At 38.2% G+C, this 22,447-nt stretch carries 15 protein-coding genes and 1 pseudogene; all 16 read right to left on the reverse strand.

The window, feature by feature from the left end; genetic code table 11:
- The coding region (locus PCY08_RS08245) for an Ig-like domain-containing protein (protein ID WP_301560029.1) at positions 1-4,727 on the reverse strand (4,727 nt) is incomplete at its 3' end.
- 682 nt (positions 4,728-5,409) lie between these two features.
- Positions 5,410-8,202 (reverse strand): isoleucine--tRNA ligase, encoded by a 2,793-nt coding sequence (ileS, locus tag PCY08_RS08250; protein WP_301560030.1) that lies wholly within the window; start codon positions 8,200-8,202, stop codon positions 5,410-5,412.
- A gap of 351 nt (positions 8,203-8,553) precedes the next feature.
- Positions 8,554-9,246, reverse strand: a pseudogene (locus PCY08_RS08255) (DivIVA domain-containing protein); the annotation flags it as partial.
- 9 nt (positions 9,247-9,255) lie between these two features.
- Complete coding sequence (locus PCY08_RS08260) at positions 9,256-10,041, reverse strand: RNA-binding protein (RefSeq protein ID WP_045762850.1); 786 nt, start codon at positions 10,039-10,041, stop codon at positions 9,256-9,258.
- Positions 10,038-10,301, reverse strand: coding sequence for a YggT family protein (locus tag PCY08_RS08265; RefSeq protein WP_000576492.1), 264 nt, complete (start codon positions 10,299-10,301; stop codon positions 10,038-10,040). The genes PCY08_RS08260 and PCY08_RS08265 overlap by 4 nt, the downstream gene beginning before the upstream one ends.
- Complete coding sequence (locus PCY08_RS08270; protein WP_301560032.1) at positions 10,301-10,852, reverse strand: cell division protein SepF; 552 nt, start codon at positions 10,850-10,852, stop codon at positions 10,301-10,303. Before PCY08_RS08270 ends, PCY08_RS08265 begins: the two co-directional genes overlap by 1 nt.
- A 9-nt stretch (positions 10,853-10,861) precedes the next feature.
- Entirely contained in the window at positions 10,862-11,533 is a 672-nt protein-coding gene (locus PCY08_RS08275; RefSeq protein ID WP_045762860.1) for a YggS family pyridoxal phosphate-dependent enzyme, read from the reverse strand.
- 5 nt (positions 11,534-11,538) lie between these two features.
- On the reverse strand, positions 11,539-12,795 hold the full coding sequence (gene ftsZ / locus PCY08_RS08280; protein WP_045762848.1) for a cell division protein FtsZ: 1,257 nt from the start codon (positions 12,793-12,795) through the stop codon (positions 11,539-11,541).
- Positions 12,796-12,812: 17 nt separating this feature from the next.
- Positions 12,813-14,186, reverse strand: coding sequence for a cell division protein FtsA (gene ftsA, locus PCY08_RS08285; protein ID WP_301560033.1), 1,374 nt, complete (start codon positions 14,184-14,186; stop codon positions 12,813-12,815).
- 240 nt (positions 14,187-14,426) lie between these two features.
- Positions 14,427-15,281 carry a dTDP-4-dehydrorhamnose reductase gene (gene rfbD, locus PCY08_RS08290; protein ID WP_301560034.1) on the reverse strand — a complete coding sequence of 285 codons (855 nt, stop codon included), beginning with the start codon at positions 15,279-15,281 and terminating at the stop codon, positions 14,427-14,429.
- 66 nt (positions 15,282-15,347) lie between these two features.
- Positions 15,348-16,397, reverse strand: a complete 1,050-nt coding sequence (gene rfbB, locus PCY08_RS08295) for a dTDP-glucose 4,6-dehydratase (RefSeq protein WP_301560035.1) — start codon at positions 16,395-16,397, stop codon at positions 15,348-15,350.
- Between the two features lie 12 nt (positions 16,398-16,409).
- Positions 16,410-17,003 carry a dTDP-4-dehydrorhamnose 3,5-epimerase family protein gene (locus PCY08_RS08300; protein WP_301560036.1) on the reverse strand — a complete coding sequence of 198 codons (594 nt, stop codon included), beginning with the start codon at positions 17,001-17,003 and terminating at the stop codon, positions 16,410-16,412.
- The gene (gene rfbA / locus PCY08_RS08305; protein WP_301560037.1) at positions 17,004-17,873 is read right to left on the reverse strand and encodes a glucose-1-phosphate thymidylyltransferase RfbA; all 870 of its coding nucleotides are present in this window, start codon (positions 17,871-17,873) and stop codon (positions 17,004-17,006) included.
- 41 nt (positions 17,874-17,914) lie between these two features.
- Positions 17,915-19,003 (reverse strand): non-hydrolyzing UDP-N-acetylglucosamine 2-epimerase, encoded by a 1,089-nt coding sequence (wecB, locus tag PCY08_RS08310; RefSeq protein WP_301560062.1) that lies wholly within the window; start codon positions 19,001-19,003, stop codon positions 17,915-17,917.
- Positions 19,004-19,063: 60 nt separating this feature from the next.
- Positions 19,064-20,509, reverse strand: a complete 1,446-nt coding sequence (locus PCY08_RS08315; protein ID WP_223140552.1) for a flippase — start codon at positions 20,507-20,509, stop codon at positions 19,064-19,066.
- Entirely contained in the window at positions 20,499-22,433 is a 1,935-nt protein-coding gene (locus PCY08_RS08320) for an HAD-IA family hydrolase (protein WP_301560038.1), read from the reverse strand. The genes PCY08_RS08315 and PCY08_RS08320 overlap by 11 nt, the downstream gene beginning before the upstream one ends.
- Positions 22,434-22,447 lie beyond the last annotated feature (14 nt).

Here is a 22,447-nt window from a genome sequence, read left to right on the forward strand (position 1 = left end):
GCTGGTTCTTGAACGCCCTTAGAATCTGCTTCCTTAACAGTCTTATCGCCTGTTAGGGTTGCTGTTGTGCCATCTGGGAACGTTACAGTTGCTGATCCATCGTTTCCTACTTCAACCTTAGTTGCTGTTGGGTTAGCGTCTTCTACTGCTTTCTTAACGGCATCTTTTTCTGGTTGAGTTAAGGCTGATGTGTTTTGAACTGGTGTCTTAGCTGCTGGTTCTTGAACGCCGTTGGCATCTGCTGCTTTAACAGTTTGTGCTGGTGTCAATTTAGCTGTTGACCCATTTGAGTAAGTTAATGTTGTTGAACCATCATTTCCAACTACTACTGTTGTCGCATCTGGGTTCTTTGTTCTTACTGCTGCTTCTACAGCTTGTTTTTCTGGTGTAGTTAAGGCTGACGTATTCTTAACTGGTGTTACTGTAGGTGCAGTTGGTTTAATTGTAAATACTGAGTCTGCACTTAGAGTATCTGTACTTCCATCCTTATAAGTAACCTTAACATTCGTACCATCTAAAGTAACACTTCCGATCTTGTCACTGAATGTTGGATTGGCATCTTTAACAGCTTTTTCAATAGCACTTGCTTCTGGAACAGTGTTTGATGTAATAGGTGTTGATGGAGCTACTGCAGTATACTTGAATGTTTGTGGTTTCCAAACAAAGCGAATACGTCCAAGAGCACCTTTATCCATGTTTGCACCAACATGCTCGTATGAGGTGTTACCTGCTGCGTCTTCTGCAAATAGATAACGTGTCATACCAGTTCCATCAGTGTAAGATCCATTTGGAATATTTGCTGTTAATTTAATAATAGCTGGATTTGTTTCTGTAGCTGTTGTTTCTGAACCAAATCTATTTGCTTTTAAATATAAAGCACTTTTCGTTTTACCATTTAAATATCCAGTATCTTCTGTTCCTAAACCTGTACGATTATCTTGAGCAAATACTAAATACGCTTTAGAAATTTTCCCTGAGTTATCAGTAATTTTTAGTTCTATATTATTTTCTTCACCAGAATACACATAAATTACTTGATTCTCAGCATCATCGTAAGGAATGTTGAGAACTGGACGAACTGTTTCTTTTACAGTAACTTTAGTTGGAGTTGATGTATTATTTGCAGCATCTGTTGCTGTAACACTAATTTGATCATCAGCATTCAAAGCTGGAACTGTGATTGAAAACACACCATTGTCACCTGCTTTTGCAGAGGCTTTTTGTCCATTTGGAAGTGTCACTTCTACGGTTGAGCCTTCTTCAGCTGTACCAGTAATACTAGTAGCACCTGCCTTAACTGCATTTACAGTTGGTGCTACTGGAGGTGTAACGTCTGCCTGACTGACAGTTTGTGCTGGGGTCAATTTAGCTGTCGAACCATTTGAGTAGGTTAGTGTTGTTGTACCATCTGTACCTACTTCAACCTTAGTTGCACTTGGATTCGCTGTTTCTACAGCTTTCTTAACGGCATCTTTTTCTGGTTGTTCCAGGCTTGATGGATTTTTAACTGGTGTTACTGTAGGTGCAGTTGGTTCAATTGTGAATACTGAGTTTGCTGGAATAACATCTGTACTTCCATCTTTATAGGTCACTTTAACATTAGTACCATCTAAGGTAACACTTCCAATCTTGTCACTGAACGTTGGATTGGCATCTTTAACAGCTTTTTCAATAGCACTTGCTTCTGGAAGTGTACTTGATGTAATAGGTGTTGATGGCGCTTGTGCGTTATATTTGAACGTTTGCGGTTTCCAAACAAAACGGATACGGCCAGGTGCGCCTGTATCTCCTGCAGCCCCTACGTTATCATAGTTTGTATTTCCTGCTAAATCTTCAGCATAAATATAACGAGTCATTCCTGTACCATCTGTGTAAGATCCATTTGGAATATTTGCTGTTAATTTGATGATAGCAGGATTTGCTTCAGTAGCTGTTGTTTCTGAACCAAATCTATTTGCTTTTAAGTATAAAGCACTTTTCGTTTTACCATTTAGGTATCCAGCATCTTCTGTTCCTAAACCTGTACGATTGTCTTGAGCAAATACTAAATATGCTTTAGAAATTTTACCTGAGTTATCAGTGATTTTTAGTTCTATATTATTTTCTTCACCAGAATATAAATAGATAATTTGGTTAGCTTTATCGTCGTATGGAATAGTTACCACAGGACGAACATTCTCTTTTACAGTTACAGTTGTAGCATCTGATGTGTTATTTGCAGCATCCGTTGCTGTAACCCTAATTTGATCATCAACACTCAAAGCTGGAACTGTGATTGAAAACTCACCATTGTCACCTGCTTTTGCAGAGGCTTTTTGTCCATTTGGAAGCGTTACTTCTACTGTTGAGTCTGCTTCAGCTGTACCTGTAATGGCAGTGGCGCCTGCCTTAACTGGGTTTACAGTTGGTGCTACTGGTGGTGTTGTATCTGGTTTTGCTTCTACGTTAATTTCTTTCCAATCAACTGGACTTGAATAGTTAGTTTCTTTAATATTTGAAATGACTTTAGCTTTACCTGGTTGGATTTTCTCTTTCATTTCTAGAACAATAGTATCAAAGAAACCATCACTAGAGTATGAGGTAACAACTGCTTTAGATTCGTCTTTTGAAGTCCATGCCCCAGGAATTGAATCGCGTTTAATAGCTACTTCGCTTCTACCATTGTTAGCATTAGGGTAATCAAAGTAAGTAATTCCTGCATCATGAGGGACTTTTAATGTAACTGTCGTAGTTTCCGCAACAATACTTTGTTGATCTTTCGAATCAGTTGAAGGTTGCACAGTTGATTCACCTAGACCAACTGCAACTTCTGTCGCTTCACTTTCGCTAACTCCAATTTTTTGAGTAATCGTTACACTATCTTTTGGAACTAACTGATCTTGGTTAGTAATATTACTATTAAATCCTTTTGAAAGTGTTGTTGTCCAGGTTCCATCTGTCCCTACTGTGATATTGTCAGCTAGAGTAACTCCTGCAACTTTCACTGTTACAGTGGCTCCTGGGACACCTGTTCCTGAAAGTGTGTTATCCGTAGATTTCACACCTGCTACGGTCATACTACCTGTAGCTTGTAATGTTGGTGTAACTGCAGGACTTGGTACTGCGAATACATACTTCAATAACTGTCCACCACTTCTAAGTGTTACAGTATTGGCTCCCGAGTTATATGTTTCTGCTTTATCAGAATTAACTTCCTTAAGTGTATAACCTTTAGCTTTTATTTTCGTAATAGCTTTTTGTACTGCTTCGATATTACTCAAATTAACAACTTGATCTCTATCTCCTGGGATCGCACTACTTGCTGCGAGCTCATTACCCGCTTCATCATAGAAGGCTACTTGTACAATTTGTGGTGCAGTAAACTCAAATTTTTCAATTTGTACACGTTGCAAGTTGGTACCAGAACCTGTACTTCCTAAGAATGACAACGCATAAGTTGCATTTGAGTTGTTAAGAGCAGTCTTAGCATTTGGTGCCATGACTGAAGCATTTGCAGTCTTCAAATTAGTTGACCATTTTTCATAACCATAAGTTACAATGAACTCTTTTGATTGACCTTTATATTCGATTTTAAAGTCTACCCATTGACCATTTGGGTTTGGATTTAATGCCTTCGCATCACCTACAGTCGTTACTCTTCCTGCAGCATTTGATGAGTAGAAGGCACCAAAAGCATTACTTCTCCATGCATTACCACCATATTTAGGGTCCATTGGCGCATTGTCGCTAGCTTTTGGAGGATTTGTATTATGCCATGAGTCAAGTTTGAAACCAAATGCGTTTTTAATAGTACCCATACCGATGGAAGCACCAGATTGACCAATAGTATCTACATTCCCTGTATGGAAGACGAAACCAACTCCATCACCACCAGGGAGTTCTTTGTTATTATTGTTTTTGTCGAATTTCGGGTGTCCTTCATACTTATCACCAATATCTACCTTACCAGTAAAGGTAAAGTCTTCCTTAGGATCGATTTTAAAACGAAGGTAAGCACTACCAACTTGACCTCCTACATCATCTGTCAACTTAATCGTGCCAGAAGTTTCGTCATAACTTGCATTACCACCTTCTTTAAAGAAACTATCAAAGTTATCTTTCGTTACTGTAACACGATCAAGTCTCGATTCATCAACTGCACGTGATGTTCCTTCAGAAGTCGCACGTTTGTTTCTGACTTTAGGAGTTTCTGAAGAATCTGTAGTTTCTTCAGATGCTGCTTCAGTTGTTGTTTCAACTGTTGCTTCAGTAACTTCCTTCACACTTGCCACTGCTTGAGTCAAACGTTCAACACTTTGGTTTACTTGTTCTTGGCTTGCTGAACCGTTCGCAACTAATGCTTCTGCTTCTGCAATTGCAGCTGCTACTTCAGCTTTAACTGATGCTTCTTGACCATCCAAATTTTTAGCTTTAGCTTGTGCCAAAACAGCTTCTAGTTGAGATTTGTCAGCTGAAACGACAGTTGTTGCTGAATTTGCTTCTACTGCTTCAGTCGCAACTGGGCTAGTTGCAGCTGGTGCCGCATAGGTCGGTGCCTCTGTAGTAGGTTCTGCTTGTGCTGCTGAAGTTGTAGTTTCTGCCTTAGCTTCTACACTGTCAGCGTGGACTGCTGGAGTAGCTAAAGTTGCTCCAACAGCAAAAACAAGCGAACAACCAAACAAGAAATGTTTTCCTTTTTTAATCATTCGCCAGTTCTTTTGTTCCGCATTTTTACGGTTAAAATACATCGCGTATTCCCCTTTTTTATAATTATTATAGTGTTTTTTGCACACTGATTTATTATACGTTATTTACTTAAATATTTCAAATTATTTGATTTCTTTTTTCAAACCAGTAATTTTATATAAATATATCCCTGAAATCGTTAATTTTTCCCATATTTAAGTACTTTTAAGCTGTAATTTTATAATATTTGACATTAAAGAAATGATACTAAATCATGAAAAAACTTTGAAAATATCAATCACTTTAAACCTGTTTTACTTTTTTTGTTTCTTATATCTTTTATTTCAATTCATTTGTAAATATTTACTTGTTTTTTATAAAATGTCAATTTATTCTTATTTTTAAAAATTATGAACTTTTTCTATCTAACATCAAAACCGTATTCACTCCATAAAAAAGGCGGTGGGACAGAAATCGATAGACAAAGTCTCGATTTCGTAGTCCCAGCCCCGCGAGGATAATTAGGAGTTTTTTGGAGTCCAATACTCAATGAAAATCAAAGAGCAAACTAGGAAGCTAGCCGCAGGCTGTACCTGAGTACGGCAAGGCGACGCTGACGTGGTTTGAAGAGATTTTCGAAGAGTATAAAAGACGAACAAAAAGTTCAATCATCTACCGCGTCAAAGTTTGATTGCTAATAAAAATGAGGTCGGGATCTTTTGTCCCAACCTCCAGTATATAAAATTATTTAGCTTCAAATCCTTCAGCAACTGCGTTCGCAAAGTTTTCCTCAACGATACTTGCACAGTGGTCACAGATGGTTGCGTGGTAATGACGTTCTGCTGTTGTTGGATCAATACGACGGCAACGGTCACACACTTCACCAGCTGCACGTTCTACAGTGAAAGCTACATCTTCAAAGGCTACTGCACCTTCTGGAGCTGCACCTTCTGCGATAGTCAATTCTGAGACAATCAAAAGTTGAGCAACATTGCTATCAACAGCTCCAAGAAGAGTTCTCACAACTTCGTTTGGATAAACTGTCAAATGAGCTTCAAGGGATTTACCGATGACTTTTTCATTACGAGCTTCTTCCAAGGCTTTTTGAGCTTGACCACGGAAGTCCATGAAGGCTGCCCATGTGTCCAAGATTTCCTCTTGGTTGGCAAATGTTTGAGCTTCTGGCAATTCTGACAATTGAACAAAGTCTTCGGCTTCAAACTCAAGATATGACCAGATTTCTTCAGCAGTGTGAGGAAGGATTGGAGTCAAGAGTTTGGTAATTTTTACAAGAATATCGTAAAAGACAGTTTGCATTTGACGGCGTTCAAGTGATTTTGCACCTTCGATGTAGACAACATCTTTAGCGAAGTCAAGGTAGAAGGCTGACAAGTCAACGTTGATAAAGTTTACCAAGGCTTTATAGATTGTCAAGAATTCAAAGTCAGCATAAGCATCACGAATGGTCTTAACAAGTTGGTTAAAGCGAATGGTCATGTACTTGTCTACTGAACGAAGCTCTTCGTAAGCAACTGCATCCTCAGCTGGATTAAAGTCCGATGTGTTAGCAATCAAGAAACGAAGAGTGTTACGGATCTTACGGTAAGTTTCAGAAACTTGGCTCAAGATATCCATTGAGATACGCACGTCATTGCTTGAGTCAACACTGGTTACCCAGAGACGCAAGATTTCCGCACCAAATTGTTTCTCAACATCGCTTGGAGCAATGGTATTTCCAAGAGATTTAGACATCTTTTCACCTTTACCGTCAAGGGCAAAACCTTGTGACAAGATCTGTTTGTATGGTGCCACACCATGGTTAGCCACAGATGTAATAAGAGAAGAGTTGAACCAACCACGGTATTGGTCAGAACCTTCAAGGTAGAGGTCAGCTGGGTATTTAAGTTCTGGACGGTTAACCACGACACCATTCCATGATGAACCTGAGTCAAACCATACGTCCATGATGTCTGTTTCTTTCTTGAACTCTCCATTTGGTGAACCTGGATGTGTAAATCCTTCTGGCAAGAGGTCTTTAGCATCACGTTCCCACCAGATGATTGAACCATGTTCCTCAAAGAGTTGAGCTACATGTTCAATTGTTTCAGCTGTCATGATTGGTGTGCCGTCTTCTGCGTAGAAGATTGGAAGAGGAACTCCCCAAGCACGTTGACGTGAGATAACCCAGTCACCACGGTCACGGATCATGTTGTAAAGACGAACTTTACCCCATTCTGAGTGGAACTTCACTTTTTCAATTTCATCCAATATATCTTGACGGAATTTTGATACTGAAGCAAACCATTGTGGAACTGCACGCCAGATGATTGGTTTTTTCGTACGCCAGTCAAATGGGTATGAGTGAGAGATTTCTTCTTGAGCAAGAAGAAGATTTCCTAATTTTTCAATAACCGTTGGAACAACCTTATCATAGAATTGGCCTTCAAACTCAGCACCAGCATTAGCCATCATGATACCGCGTTCGTTAACAGTCACGGCAACTTCAAGTCCGTTAGCAACACCGACATTGTAGTCATCCTCACCAAAACCTGGGGCTGTATGGACGATACCAGTACCGGAGTCTGTTGTAACGTGGTCACCAAGGATAACAAGTTCATCTACTGCAGTATCCCATGGGTGCTCTGTCACGATATGGTTCAATTCTGAACCACGGTATGTAGCCAAAACTTGAACATCCGCCCAGCCAAATTTTTCAGACAAGCTGCTCAACAATTCAGCAGCAACCACAAACTTACGAGCTTCACCAGCAGGTTGTACCAAAACGTAATCAATATCCGCACCAACAGTCAAACCACGAGAAGCAGTGATGGTGAATGGAGTTGTTGTCCAAACGACGATATAAGTATCTGTATCAAGAACACCTTTGCCATCTTTAACCTTGTTGGCATAGTAAAGTGATGTTGATACCAAGTCATGGTATTCAATTTCCGCTTCAGCAAGTGCTGACTCAGATGACCAAGACCAGTAAACTGGCTTAGCACCACGGTAGATGTAGCCCTTGTTAGCCATCTCACCGAAGACACGGATTTGCGCTGCTTCATAGTCAGGGGTCAAAGTTACATATGGATTTTCCCAGTCACCAGACACACCCAAACGTTTGAAGTCTTCGCGTTGTTTATCTACTTGAGAAAGAGCGTATTCACGGCAAAGTTTCAAGTATTCAACCAAATCCATCTCTTTGCGTTTGACACCTTGTTTGGCCAAAACTTGCTCGATTGGTAGTCCGTGTGTATCCCAACCTGGGATGTATGGTGCGTAAAATCCTGACATAGACTTAGAACGAACAATGATATCTTTTGAAATCTTGTTCATAGCATGACCAACGTGGATATTTCCGTTAGCGTACGGAGGTCCATCATGAAGAGTGAAGTGAGGTTTCCCTTCATTCAACTCTTGACGACGTTGATACAATTTTGCTTCTTCCCACTCTTTTTGCCACACTGGCTCTTTGGTTGGAAGTCCTGCACGCATTGGGAAATCTGTTTTCCCTAGATTTAAAGTTTCTTTGAGTTTCATGATATCTCCTTTATGATATAGACAAAATAAAAACCACGACTCGCTAAAAAGGACGAAAATCGTGGTACCACCTTTGTTCGGAAAAAGAACTAGTCTTTCTCCCTCTTTTCCCGTAACGCGGGGAACGTCAAATCTTACTAACTTCAGACTTGATAACTTGAGAGGATAATCTCATCAACAGGGATTGTAGGACTTCCACCATCTCCTACTCGCTGAAAATATGTTAAATTAGATCTTGTTCTCAGATTTTCTTTCTTATAAAAGATTAATAGATTCTGTCAAGGGTGTTGGTTGAGAATCTTCTTGGCTTGAAGAATCAACTTCTTCTACTACTGAGCTAGCAGTAGCTGGCTTTTCTTCTTTTTGTGATTCAGCCAATTCTCGATTAGCTGCTTCAATACGGGCTTGGAGCTCTGCTACTTCCTCAGGTGAAAACTGACGGGTCATGTCAATTGGCTCTTCATCCTGATAGGTAGAAACATCTTCACCCAAAACTTCTCCAACAACTTCTTTAAAGGCTTCGTCACTTGTTTGAAGGTAAGTTGCTGTCGGGCGCAAAATTTCTTCCCAGTCAGAAGAGTCTACAATAGCTAATTGACTCTCAATCGTAGATTTCAAACGTTGATGGAAGACACGGCTCTTATTCTTCAATTCTTCCGTCTCTACAGCAACCTTCTTAGCATTATCTGTAGCTTGACGCAAGATTTCATTAGCCTTATACTTAGCCTCATCAAGCAGACGCTGGGCATCTTGTTCAGCCTGTTTAAGGATATTTTGAGAGCGTTCATTAGCAGCTTGTTTGACACGTTCTGCAGTATCTTGAGCAATCAATACAGACTGGCTCAATGACTCCTTAATCTCATCAAAATAAGACAAACGTTCCTCTAAATTTTTAATGTGTTGTTCTTTTTCGTGATTGCTACGAACAAGTGTTTCATAGTCACGAACAACAATATCTAGAAATTCATCAACTTCTTCAGGATTAAAACCTCTGAATTTGGTACTAAAGGTTTTATCCTTGATTTCTAACGATGTAATTGGCATATTTTCCCCTCACTTACTTAATAATAGTTGAACTATCAATTTTTTCTTATCTTTTTTAGTCTGGCCATTTTCTTTGAGTAAGATCATTCGTCCAAAGCGTCTGACACTTACTAAATCACCAATCTGAACCTGATAATCAGATTTTTCAACCAGATGGTAATTTACCTGAACATATTTTCTTTCTAATAAATCGGCTGTCTGGGAGCGAGATAATTTCAGAACATTCGATAAGAAGGCATCCAAGCGCATGCTCGGAACTAAAACTTCTCTTTCCTGATAGTCATTTTTGGATTCTAATAATTCTTCAAAAGGCCTTACTTCTAGTTTTACAGGTAATCTAGCAACCTTTTGAATTCCATCCTGGAAGAGGGAAACAAATTTCCGGTCCACAATGATTTGCGCTCTATTCTCCGTTACTAATATATCACCAAATAACTTGCGATCAATTCCCAGACGATTCAGAACGGTTCCTAAAATCTTGGAATGAGTCAATTGGTCAAACTTACTAGAATAAACAATCTCGAGTAATTCCATTTCAAAATCCGCCAAAGTCGGTATGAAATAATCTGGTGCAAGAAGCACACGACTATACTCACTAGGCACAAAATCATTGCTTGAAAAAACTTGAATCCCATGATGATTCCCCAATGTCTTTAAAATAAAGACCTGATGGGGATTGATAAAGGGAGTTAGGATGGGAGCGTAGTGCTCTTCGACCTGCCTAAGCCACTCCAATCCTTTATCAATGAAAGGAATATCCTCGACTGAGAAATGCTGATAAATCTCTTTTCTCATGCTAGTATATAAAGAAAACGGATCAAATAGTTTCCAAGTAAATGAACTAAAATGACAGCCACCCAAACTGAAAAATCAATACCACCAATACTTAGGGGCAGACGTCTCAAGGGTTGAAGGATCGGTTTGACTAAGCTAGTCAACAAACGACCTAGTGCTGTATCATAGGCATTGGGAAACCAAGATAATAGAGCAAAAGCTACAAGTATCCATGAATAGATAGTTGCAGCATTCTGTATAAAACGAATTAGAAAAATCATTACTTCACTCGATTTCTCTTCATGTCAAAATCAAACTCTTCACCGTGAGAACCATCAGGCAAGCGAATGTCTTCAATATTAACCACAACTCCTACTGGTGTCAAAAGGTACATAGTATTTGCAACCTTTCTCAATTCACCAGCCAGCACATGGCGAGCTCCATCTAAGTAATCTAGACAACGACGCGCTTGTACTTCAGTCATATATTGGAAATCAATTAGAATACTTTCATTTCCTGTTAACAAATCAACAATATCAGTTGCATCTTCGTAGTGGCGAGGATAACGAACAGCAATGGTTACCTTTTCTGCACCTCGGTGACTCTGCATCGCCAATTCTTGTTGACGAGCGTGAAGACGTGTAATATTCTTTTCTTTCGAATTCACTTGTGAAGATTGTGGTAACTGTTGAGCTCGTGGAAGTTCTTCCTTTGGATCCGAAACTGAAGTTAAGGTTTGTTCAGACTTTAACTCAGCAACGTTCGGTGCCACCTCTTCTCCATCTTCAGTGAAATAATCTATAAACTTATCAAATTTATCTTTTAGTGACATGGTTACTTCCTATTTAAAAAATGCTGTACCGATTCGAACGAAAGTTGAACCACATTGAATCGCTTCTTTGAAGTCTCGACTCATACCCATACTTAGTTCTGTCATCGGCATATTGGGGAGATGTTTTTCTTGAATGGTTTTTTGCAATTCTTGCGTTTCTTTAAATATCTCTAGTAATTCTTGACTAGTTGCTTCAAATGGAGCCATGGTCATCAGACCTACATACTCAATCTGGTCTAATGCTGAAAGTTCTGGTAAGAGGGCTAACAATTCTTCTTTCGAAAAACCGTGCTTACTTTCTTCCTGAGAAATATTTACTTGCAAAAAGCACTTAATCTTGTGGTCCGCTCGTTTTTGAATTTCCTGAGCTAGCTTTAAGGAATCTAAAGCATGAAAATAATCCACATAAGAAATCACTTCCTTGACTTTACGTCTCTGTAAGGTTCCAATCAAATGCCAGGTAAGATTCTTATCACTTAGAGCATGATACTTGTCAAGAAATTTATCAACACGGTTCTCACCAATGTGTTGCACTCCTTGCGAAACCAAAGCTGAGGCTGTTTCAACATCTACATATTTGGTCACCGCAATCACAGAAACCGAATCGTTTTCACGACCGGCTTCCTGAACTGCATTCGATATCTGTTGAAAAACAAGGTTCGTATTTTCTTTTAAATTCATCTTCATTAACGATTTTTAAAGAATGGTGGTGTTTCCAACTCATCTTCATCTGTTGCCGCTGGAACTTCAAAGCGTTCCACTGGAGAAACAACTGGTTCTCCTTGACGAACAATGGCATCACGTCTCAAGTCCCAGTCACCAAAGGCTGATGTCTTTGGTGCTTCTTGACGGCGATAACTTGGAGTTGGAATTTCTGCTGTATCAGCCATATCAAAATTACGATCAAAAGTTTGTGCATGGCTAGTTCGAGCAGGTTCACGATGTGTTGCTTGGCGTGGTTGAGCAGTTACAACTTTCTCAACTTTATCCTGACGTACTCCTGTCGCAACAACTGTCACGCGGATCTCGTCTTTCATTGTCTCATCGATAGATGTTCCAAGCCAGATGTTAACACCATGACCAGCTGCTTGGTTCACAATTTCTGATGCTTCTTCAGCTTCAATCAAAGTCAAGTCCAAACCACCAGTTACGTTAACGATCACATCTTCTGCTCCATCGATAGTTGTTTCAAGAAGTGGTGAGTAGATTGCTTTACGAGCAGCTTCTACAACACGTTCTTCACCGCTACCGATACCAATCCCCATAAGGGCATTTCCTTTATTGGCCATAACAGTCTTAACGTCTGCAAAGTCCAAGTTGATCAAGCCAGGATTTGTAATCAAATCTGTAATCCCTTGAACACCTTGACGAAGAACGTTGTCTGCTTCACTCAATGCTTCAAGAAGTGGAGTCTTCTTGTCAACGATTTCTAGCAAGTTGTTGTTTGAGATAATCAAGAGTGTATCAACATGTTCACGAAGTTCGTTAATCCCTTCGATGGCAAATTGTCCACGTTTGCTTCCTTCAAAACCAAATGGACGAGTTACAACACCCACTGTCAAAGCACCAAGACCTTTTGCAATACGAGCGATAACTGGTGCAGCACCTGTACCAGAACCACCACCCATACCAGCAGTGATGAAGACCATGTCCGCACCGCTGATCGCTTCTGTCAATACTTCTTCGCTTTCTTCTGCAGCTTTACGACCAACTTCAGGTTGACCTCCTGCACCAAGTCCGCGAGTCAATTTAGGGCCGAGCTGGATAACTGTCTCAGCTTTTGTACTGCTCAAAGCTTGTACATCTGTGTTGGCTGCGATAAATTCAACGCCAGAAACGCCTTCGTCAACCATACGGTTGATGGCATTTCCTCCACCACCACCGACACCGATTACTTTAATTACTGCACCTTGTGCTGCTGCTGTATCAAATGAAAATGTCATATTTATATTCCTCTATTTTATTCGTCAAACATGCTTCCAATCAAGCTACGGAAACGATCCGTTAATTTACCTTTGCTCTTTTCTTCTGATTGAAGAGGAGCTACTGGTTCAACAGATTGAGTTGTTTCAGGCTCAGGAGTTGTCACTGTATTAAATACTGGTCGTGGAGAAACAGGTGCAACTGGTTGAGCTGAACTTCTAAAGTCAATCGGTTGGTGGCGTAAACTTTCATCACCTCGAATTGCTCGTTGGGCCAAAATATTCACTTCAGTAAGACTACCAGCGAATTCTGACAAGCTGATAACATGGGCAAAAGCAGGATTGCGAATACCTACTTGATTTGGTACGAATAACTTAACGCGTACTCCAAATACTTCTTGGGCCAATTCAACGACACCTGGAAGAAGAGCGTTTCCACCAATCAAGACAATACCACCTGGCAAGTCTAATAGGTGACGTCTTTCCAAGTCTTGCTTAATTTGCTCAAAAATGTGCTTGATTCTTGCTGAAATAATCTCAGCCAAGTATTCTTCAGTTACTTCAACTGGCTCCACTTCACCGATCACTTCAACTTGGAAAGTTTCCTTGCTAGCTAGTGGTGGATAAGCTTCACCGTAATTCAATTTTAGACCTTCTGCAATTTTCTTAGAAGTCTTGAGAACTTTTGAAATGTCTTTTGTGACATAATCGCCACCCTCTTGGTTGACATTTGTATATTGAAGTTCTTGGTTGCGAATAGTGGCAACAGTCGTTTGACCACCACCCATGTCGATAACAGTCGCACCAAACTCACGTTCACCTTCATTCAAGACAGAGTGAACCATTGCAAGAGGTGAAATAATCACGTTATCGACTTGAATGCCTACACGCTCAACAGTTTTACGAAGATTGTGGAGGATCGTACGTGGGCCAGTGTACAAGAGACCGCGCATTTCCAAACGCACACCCATCATCCCGCGAGGATCACGAATTCCTTGGAATCCATCAACGACAAATTCCTCTGGAATAAAGGTGATAACTTCACGGTCTGGAGTCATACTTTTAGTCAAGGCTGATTTGACAACATTTTCGACATCTTGATCCGTAATTTCTCTTGTATCTGATGTCACTGGAATCATGCCTTGAGTTGGCTCCACTTGTAGCAAATTAGCTGGTAAACCAACGTTTACAGACTTGATTGAAATTCCTGCTTTTTCTTCTGCTTGAGAAATTGCAGACTTAATAGCAGTCGCTGCTGCTTCGATGTCAACGATAATCCCATCTTTGACACCTTTACTTTTGGCATTGCTTACGCCAATTACATTTACTTCACCATTTACAAGCTCTGCAACCAACACTTTAATAGAGCTAGTTCCGATATCTAAGCCTGTAAAAAAACCATTTCTAGTCATTACACTGCGTCCTCTCTATCTTCCCAGTTTCACACTTCTATTTTTAATAGCTACACCAAGGCATAACTACTCACAGAATATTATAACACAAAAAATACATTCGTGCTCGAATTTTCTAACATTTAAACAAGCTTTTTCTTGAATTTTTATAATTATCCGACGATTGCATATACGAGCAAACAAAAAAAGAAAGAGAATCTCTCTTCTCTCTTTCTGTATACATTTTGGCCTCCAGCAAGGCTATTTTTTAAGGTCTTGTTTGTAAAATTCTTTCAAGGCATCTTTCCAAGTTGGAATGACAAATCCAGTTGCTTTGGCTTTGGTCAAACTCATCGTTGAGTTTAGTGGACGTTTAGCTTTGGCAGGAAATTGACTTGAGTCTACTGGCTTGACTTCGACATCTGTATCCTTCAAAATTTCAACCGCAAAGTCATACCAAGTTGTGTCTTCTGTCGCATCATTTGACAAATGGTAATAACCAAATTCCTTGCGATTTTCAGCTAGGAAAGTCATGAATTCAGCCAAGGTACGCGTCCAGGTTGGTCGACCATGTTGATCATTTACAACTGTCAAAGTCTTATGAGTTTTTGCAAGATTTTGCATCGTGAAGACAAAGTTTTTGCCGTAATTTCCAAAAACCCAGGCAGTACGGATAATATAGAAGTTTGAAACGTGTTTTTCTACAAGCTCCTCTCCCATACGCTTAGTACGACCATATTCAGTTTGAGGATCTGGTTTGTCATCCACTTCCCACTCTTGTCCAACTGGTTTCTTACCGTCAAATACATAATCTGTAGAGATGTAGACTAGAGTTGCTCCATACTTTTCGGATGCTTTTGCGACATTTTCTGTCCCCGTAACATTGATGGCAAAGTCCAATTCTTTCCCTTCATCCTCTGCTGCATCAACAGCTGTGTAGGCCGCACAGTGATATACTAAAGTCGGTTTCACCTCTTCAAAAACTTTCTCCACCATTGCTGCATCGGTAATATCCATCTCAGCCACATCAACCGCAACGTATTCTTCATTACGCTCATCCAACAAATAACGAAGTTCCGTTCCTAATTGGCCATTTGCCCCTGTAATTAAAATCATTTTTCTTCCTTTCAACTGATTCACAATTCTTCGGTATAGCAATAAAAAGCAGAAAGTTTCTGCCTTTTATTTTTCAAGAACCTCTTGCGTCTTAGCGTAGTTGGCTTCAACAGCGTCTTTTTCTCCTTGCCACCACTCTTGGTTATCTCTGTACCATTGAATGGTTTCTTTGAGACCTTGTTCGAAGTTAGTGAATTCTGGTTTCCAGCCCAACTCATTACGGAGCTTGCTTGCGTCAATCGCATAACGAAGGTCATGTCCTGCACGGTCAGTCACATGATCATAGGCATCGGCAGGTTGTCCCATTTCCTTAAGGATTAGTTCCAAAACTTCCTTGTTGTTTTTCTCGCCATCAGCCCCAATCAAGTAGGTTTCACCAATTTGCCCTTTTGTCAAGATTGTCCATACACCTGAAGAATGATCATTGGTATGAATCCAGTCACGAACGTTCTTACCTTCACCGTAAAGTTTTGGCTTAATTCCACTTAGGATGTTGGTAATCTGACGTGGGATAAATTTTTCAATGTGTTGATAAGGACCGTAGTTATTTGAACAGTTAGAAATCGTTGCCTTGACTCCAAAAGAACGTACCCAGGCTTTGACAATTAAATCTGAAGCTGCCTTAGTTGATGAGTAAGGAGAGCTTGGGTTATATTTAGTTTCAGCGGTAAATTTCTCACCTGGACCTTCACCATGACCTGGCAAATCCTCACGTAGAGGGAGATCCCCATAAACTTCATCTGTCGATACATGGTGGAAGCGAATATCATACTTACGAGCAGCTTCTAAAAGAGTATAGGTTCCGATGAAGTTGGTATGGATAAATGGTGATGGATCATTGAGTGAATTGTCATTGTGACTTTCCGCCGCATAGTGAACGATAGCATCCGCTTGAGCTACCAACTTGTCTACCAACTCTGCATCAGCAATGTCACCAACAACTAACTCAACACGATCACCTAAAATTTCCTCAATATTCGCGCGGTTTCCAGCATAGGTCAACTTATCCAATACTGTCACATGAACATCTGGAAAATGATTGTAAACATAGTGGACAAAGTTGGAACCGATAAAACCAGCCCCACCTGTCACGATAATATTTTTGTATTCAGTCATATTCTTTCCTTTTTACAAATCTTCTTTTTTCAAAGGTTTTACATCCTTAAGTAGCGGATGATTTTTATCTGCTTCTGAAACCTCTGCTTCTGCAAGATTTTCCCATTCGATACCAAGGCTTGGATCAGCATAGTTTACAAAGGCGTACTTGGGTTTGAGTTCAAGATCCCAGTAATCATTGACCAGATAACTATAAGAAACTGTATCTGATAAAACTTGGAAGCCATTAGCCACGCCTCGAGGAACAAAGATTCCCTTACTTGCATCAATGACTGTTTGATAGGTATTCCCAAAGGTTTCGCCCTCGCGTAGATCAACCCAAGAACCCAGAACTTTCCCACCATCTGCTACAGAGATGTACTTATCCCAGGGCTCTGCGTGAAGCCCTCGGAGAACATGTTTGCGCGAGAAGGATACATTGTTTTGCAATTTTCCTTCTGCAAAGAAAGATTCTGGAAATCCAAGTGGAAGCATTTTTTCCTTTTGGAAATTTTCTTTAAACCAGCCACGATTATCACCATGAACGGGGATATCAAACTCCAACATACCAGGAATAGCTTCAACCTTGCGTGCTGCAAGCGTCTTACCGAAAAAATTATCTGTCATCTATGCTTCTCCAATCAAACGGAGCAGATACTGTCCGTATTCATTTTTCTTAAGTGGTTGGGCTAAGGCCAATACATCTTCTCGATTGATATAGCCCATGCGATAGGCAATTTCTTCCAAGTTTGCCACCTGAACATTTTGCATCCGTTGGACTGTTTCGATGTACTGTGAAGCCTCTAGCAAACTTTCATGAGTGCCAGTATCCAACCAAGCAAAGCCCCGTCCCATAACCTCAACGGATAAATCTCCGCGATCTAGGTAAGCCTTGTTTACATCTGTAATTTCCAATTCACCACGAGGGCTTGGTTTTATATTTTTGGCAATTTCTACTACATCATTATCATAGAAATAGAGGCCTGTAACTGCATAATTTGAACGAGGATGTTCTGGCTTTTCTTCGATAGAAATGGCGTTCATGTCTTCATCAAACTCAACAACACCAAAACGTTCTGGGTCCTTCACATGGTAGCCAAAGACAGTCGCTCCTGACTCCTTGCTTGCTGCCTTTTGTAGCATCTTCGAAAGGCCAGGACCATGATAGATATTGTCACCTAAGATCAGAGCAACGCTGTCATCGCCAATAAACTCCTCACCAATGATAAAGGCTTGCGCCAAACCATCTGGACTCGGTTGCTCCGCGTAAGAAAGTTTAATCCCGAACTCAGAGCCATCTTGCAAAAGTTCTTTGAAACGAGACAAATCTTGAGGAGTTGAGATAATCAAAATATCCCTAATCCCAGCCAACATCAATGTTGAAAGTGGATAGTAAATCATCGGTTTATCATAAACCGGCATCAGTTGTTTTGATGCAGCTCGAGTCAACGGATATAAACGTGTCCCCGAACCACCCGCGAGAATAATACCTTTCATAGTAGGGTACCTTTCTATATTATTACTTTACCTAGCCTCGCTTAAATTCCGCGTAAAATACGAACTATCTGTTTACTAGCATCACCATTTCCATAAGGATTACTAGCTTGACTCATTTTTTTATATTCTTCAGAATCGTCTAAAAGCATCTTAAAGTTTTGATAAATAGTCTCTTCATCAGTTCCAACCAATTTCAATGTTCCGGCAGCTACTCCTTCTGGTCTTTCTGTCGTATCTCGCATGACCAATACAGGCTTTCCTAAAGAAGGAGCCTCTTCCTGAACTCCTCCTGAATCAGTTAAAATCATGTAACTGTGATTCATGAAATTATGAAAATCAAGAACATCCAAAGGTTCAATAATCTGAATACGTTCTGTGTCTCCAAAAATTTCCGCAGCTGTTTCACGCACCAAGGGATTTTTATGAATTGGATAAATTACCTTAACATCATCATATTCATTTAAAACTCGTTTAACAGCTCTAAACATGTGTTTCATAGGTTCTCCGAGATTTTCACGTCTATGAGCAGTTAGTAGAATAAGACGGGTGTTAACGTTTAAATCTAAATCAGGATGTGTATAATCCTTTTGTACTGTAGTTGTAAGTGCATCAATAACTGTATTTCCAGTTACATAAACATTCTCTCTACCCTCTTTTAAAAGATTTTCTTTAGCCAATTCAGTTGGAGCAAAATGATAATTCGCAATAATAGAAGTCGATTGTCTATTAAATTCTTCTGGGAAGGGACTTTGCAGGTTGTAAGTTCGTAACCCAGCTTCAACATGGCCAACCTTAATTCCAAGATAAAATGCTGCCAAAGCTGCTGCATATGTTGTAGTAGTGTCACCGTGAACTAAAACAATATCTGGTTGTTCTTCTTCTAAAACAGGTTTAATTTTTTCTAAAATACTTGTTGTTATAGAGAACAAGGTTTGATTAGCTTTCATTATTTCTAAATCATAGTCTGGTTGAACTCCAAACAATTCCAAAACAGGACTAACCATCTCCTTGTGCTGACCAGTTACACAAACAACTGTTTCCATATCTGCCTGTTTTTTCAACTCATTCACTAATGGACACATTTTTATCGCTTCTGGACGTGTACCAAAAACTAGCATTATCTTCATGATTTCCTCCTAAATCAATAATTAAATTCTTTATTTGTTTATACATTTCAATTTCTGACCAATTTACTTCTTCTTTGCAATAAGAGAAAATAATTGAATCGTCACTTCCTCCTTTAATAAAAGCAGAATTACTAAATATAATGAAAAGAAAGCAACACCTGCTAGCATTAGAGAATAAAATGGTATAGTTATCGTTATCAGCTGATTCAAAATGATTAGTGGTATTGTAGAAACAACTGTTGCAATTATCACATTAACCAAACTCTTTATCGATATATTCGATACTAAATATTCTTTTGAAAAATGTAGTTGTACCATCATCTGCGACAATTCCGCAAAAAGAGTTGCGACAGAAGCACCAATAATTCCAAACTTAGGCATTAACAGTAGATTCAAAATAAGATTAATCACAGCACCAATCGTTACTGCAACCATAAAATATTTTTCTCTATTCATTGGAATCAATATTTGATTTCCTGTAATATTCGAGAAACCAGAAATAAGTAAAATTGGCATAAGTATTTGCATGGCTAAAGTCGCAGGAAGATACTGACTTCCTCCTAGTAATAAGATACTATCTTTTGCCTCTACAATAAAGAATACCATCAATGGAATCGCAATAAAAAATATAACCGCAGATGACTCCTTTAATATTTTTCTAAAATTCGAGGTGTCATTTTTACTAATATAAAATGAAAGTCTCGGTAGCAAAACTGCACTAATAGATGTAATAAGAGAAAGCAAAATCCACTTAACCTTTGATGCCACAGAATAGTATCCCACAGCCTCATTACCATTAATAAAACCGAGCATAACTGTATCTAAATTAGTATAAATATTTACCGCAAGTAATGATGCAAATAAATACCACATTGGTTTAAAATGATGTTTAAATTGTAAATTTTTATATAATTTAATATTAATGAAATGTCGGCTATGCCATAGATTTAAGATATTTGAACTTAGAGAAGAAAACAATGAAATACTAGCAAAAACAATATAATCCTCTGGCCTTTTCACAAGTAGAAAAATCAATATTAATGATAGAATTTTAAACACTACTGACCGGGTAGTAATATAAGTATATTCTTCCATTCCACTATACAACCAATTTAAGGCAAAAGGAGAAGATAAAATTGTCCCACATGTGAGCAATAAGAGTGAAAATTCTTTATTCAATTGTGTTATAAATATAGTCAAAAATAATAGTATTGCAGTTGTTATTATAGACATAGCAACGTTTATAATCATTAACTCCTGCACTACCTTTGACAACTTGTCTCTATCATCTCTAACACTTGCTACTGCTTTGATACCATAAGTTGAAATCCCCAGAGAAGCAAGTAAAATACCATAATTCCCTATTGAACTAAAAAATGAAGTTAAACCTATACCAGTTGGATTCAATATTCTAGATATATAAGGAAAAGTGATTAATGGGAAGATGATATTTGATAGGGTCAGGACAATATTTAATAATGCATTCAACTTTATGGATTTATTCCCCATAATTTTTCAACCTCAATTTCAAATCTAAATATTTCAATAAAAATATAACTCTTGTATATAATTCTGGAATAAATAGGAAATTGACACCACCAAACAATCTATAAACGAAATCAACCCAAAGTAGATCGCTTTTCTCTCTTAATAATGTTTTTAAAGATTTTTTCGTAGTCTTAAGAGTTACTATCTCACCAAAATTTTCAACAACTTTTTCTTTTAAAGATTCAGAAAATGATTGTAACTTAGGTATATAAATACATTCTTTTTTTAGCGACATCATTAGACATAGATTTTTTTGTTCAAAAGGGAGAAACTTCATTTTCTTATAAGCTTCCAAAATTTCTGAAAATCCAAATACTAACTCTTCTTGATAATCTTTAACTGCCTGATAAATACTCACATGTTTCTTATCATCTTCAAGAATAGGAATAATTTCACTATCTTTTTTATATTTCAAAACTGGACCATGATCTGCTACAAAAATATCTTCATAAAATTCAAAATTTCTACTCACAATATCATAAAATTCCGATTTATTTGGATAATCAGAAAATAATAAACCAGTTTTATCCGTTTTATTTTCTACTGAGTAAACATTAAGCATCAATCCTAGATAATAACCTACTATTCTCTTATCTGGAAGAGCCTTTTTGATACTATCTTGTATCGTTCCTTTCCAACCCACATCGACTAAATATACTTCATTTTGGTTTTTAGTTAAACGTTCTATATAATCACGTAGTAATTGACTGTCTTTTTTCTCTTTATTGAACTTCGTAATGAACTGAGGATGTTTTTTTAGTTTCTCTAATAAATGATCGTCTACTGTTAATACATATGTTGGTTTCTCTTTTAAATCTTGACAAATCAATATGATTTCATTATCAGAAAAGTTTAAATTTAACAAGAAATTTTGTAATGTAATTTTTTTATATTGGCGAAAAATCATCTCAAATTTTTCATCCTCTAAAGAAGTAAAAGAAGAATATAATGTCGATCGTCTAGAAACATAAAAATATTCTGTACAAATCTTTTGATTTTTCTCAAAAAAAGTATCTTGATATATATCAAAAAGTCTTTTCAATAACTGTCCTTCTCTTGAGCAAAAGAGTGCTATTTGAACATCATCTTGAATCATCTTTTTATGCAATTTCGAAATAAAGAATACGATGTCAGCTAAAAAAATATTAAACGGTGCTTTTTTACTGTTAGAAAATAAAATTTGATTATAGAGTCTTACCAACTCTTTCTCTGCTACTGTTGTATTTTTATCTATGTATTGTCTATAAATAGCATTTAATCCTAGAGAACGTGGCACTTCATAATCAGATTTATAATTATCTCCTATCATGGTAATTTCTATAGGTTTTAAGCCTAATTCTTTTAAAATTAACTTATATAAGTTTCCTGTGGATTTACGGCAAGCTTTCTCACTCGAAATATAGATAGAAGAGAAATAATCCAAAATTTCAAACTTTTTTAATACAGTTTCTATTAATTCTTTATCAGTATAAAAATCAGAAACTAAGACAATCTGTTTTGAATCACTTTTCAATCTTTTTAAAACTTCTTGAATTTCCGAATCCAAGTAAATATGTTGTAATTCAATTTTCAACTCTAGAGTTTTAGCTCTATGAATAAACTCTTCTTTTGATAAAATTTTTATCTTATCTTTAATTTTATCGTATATTCCAGACAAAAGATCTGTATAACACATTTCTTCAGTGCCTAACTCTTTATTGTTTTCGACACTTTTTCTAATCTGGTATAATATTGCAGGAGATACATCAAAATTCAGCTCCAAAGCCATTTCCTTAGCCCACTGATACAAAGTTTGCTCAGGATGACAATTCCTATGTACAACAGTATCAAAAAAATCAAATGCAACTATTTTTGTTTTTATTTGAGATATATCAAACACTTCCATGTTTCACCTAACTA

The sequence above is a fragment of the Streptococcus sp. SO4 genome, assembly GCF_030440055.1.
Lineage (GTDB): Bacteria > Bacillota > Bacilli > Lactobacillales > Streptococcaceae > Streptococcus > Streptococcus nidrosiense.

Coding starts and splice junctions, on each gene's coding strand:
- ileS (WP_301560030.1), bottom strand. CDS start 8,202: ATGAAACTCAAAGAAACTTTAAATCTAGGGAAAACAGATTTCCCAATG.
- PCY08_RS08275 (WP_045762860.1), bottom strand. CDS start 11,533: ATGAATTTAAAAGAAAATACGAACCTTGTTTTTCAACAGATATCGAAT.
- ftsZ (WP_045762848.1), bottom strand. CDS start 12,795: ATGACATTTTCATTTGATACAGCAGCAGCACAAGGTGCAGTAATTAAA.
- PCY08_RS08300 (WP_301560036.1), bottom strand. CDS start 17,003: ATGACAGATAATTTTTTCGGTAAGACGCTTGCAGCACGCAAGGTTGAA.
- ftsA (WP_301560033.1), bottom strand. CDS start 14,186: ATGACTAGAAATGGTTTTTTTACAGGCTTAGATATCGGAACTAGCTCT.
- PCY08_RS08265 (WP_000576492.1), bottom strand. CDS start 10,301: ATGATTTTTCTAATTCGTTTTATACAGAATGCTGCAACTATCTATTCA.
- PCY08_RS08260 (WP_045762850.1), bottom strand. CDS start 10,041: ATGAGAAAAGAGATTTATCAGCATTTCTCAGTCGAGGATATTCCTTTC.
- rfbB (WP_301560035.1), bottom strand. CDS start 16,397: ATGACTGAATACAAAAATATTATCGTGACAGGTGGGGCTGGTTTTATC.
- rfbA (WP_301560037.1), bottom strand. CDS start 17,873: ATGAAAGGTATTATTCTCGCGGGTGGTTCGGGGACACGTTTATATCCG.
- PCY08_RS08320 (WP_301560038.1), bottom strand. CDS start 22,433: ATGGAAGTGTTTGATATATCTCAAATAAAAACAAAAATAGTTGCATTT.
- rfbD (WP_301560034.1), bottom strand. CDS start 15,281: ATGATTTTAATTACAGGGGCAAATGGCCAATTAGGAACGGAACTTCGT.
- PCY08_RS08315 (WP_223140552.1), bottom strand. CDS start 20,509: ATGGGGAATAAATCCATAAAGTTGAATGCATTATTAAATATTGTCCTG.
- PCY08_RS08270 (WP_301560032.1), bottom strand. CDS start 10,852: ATGTCACTAAAAGATAAATTTGATAAGTTTATAGATTATTTCACTGAA.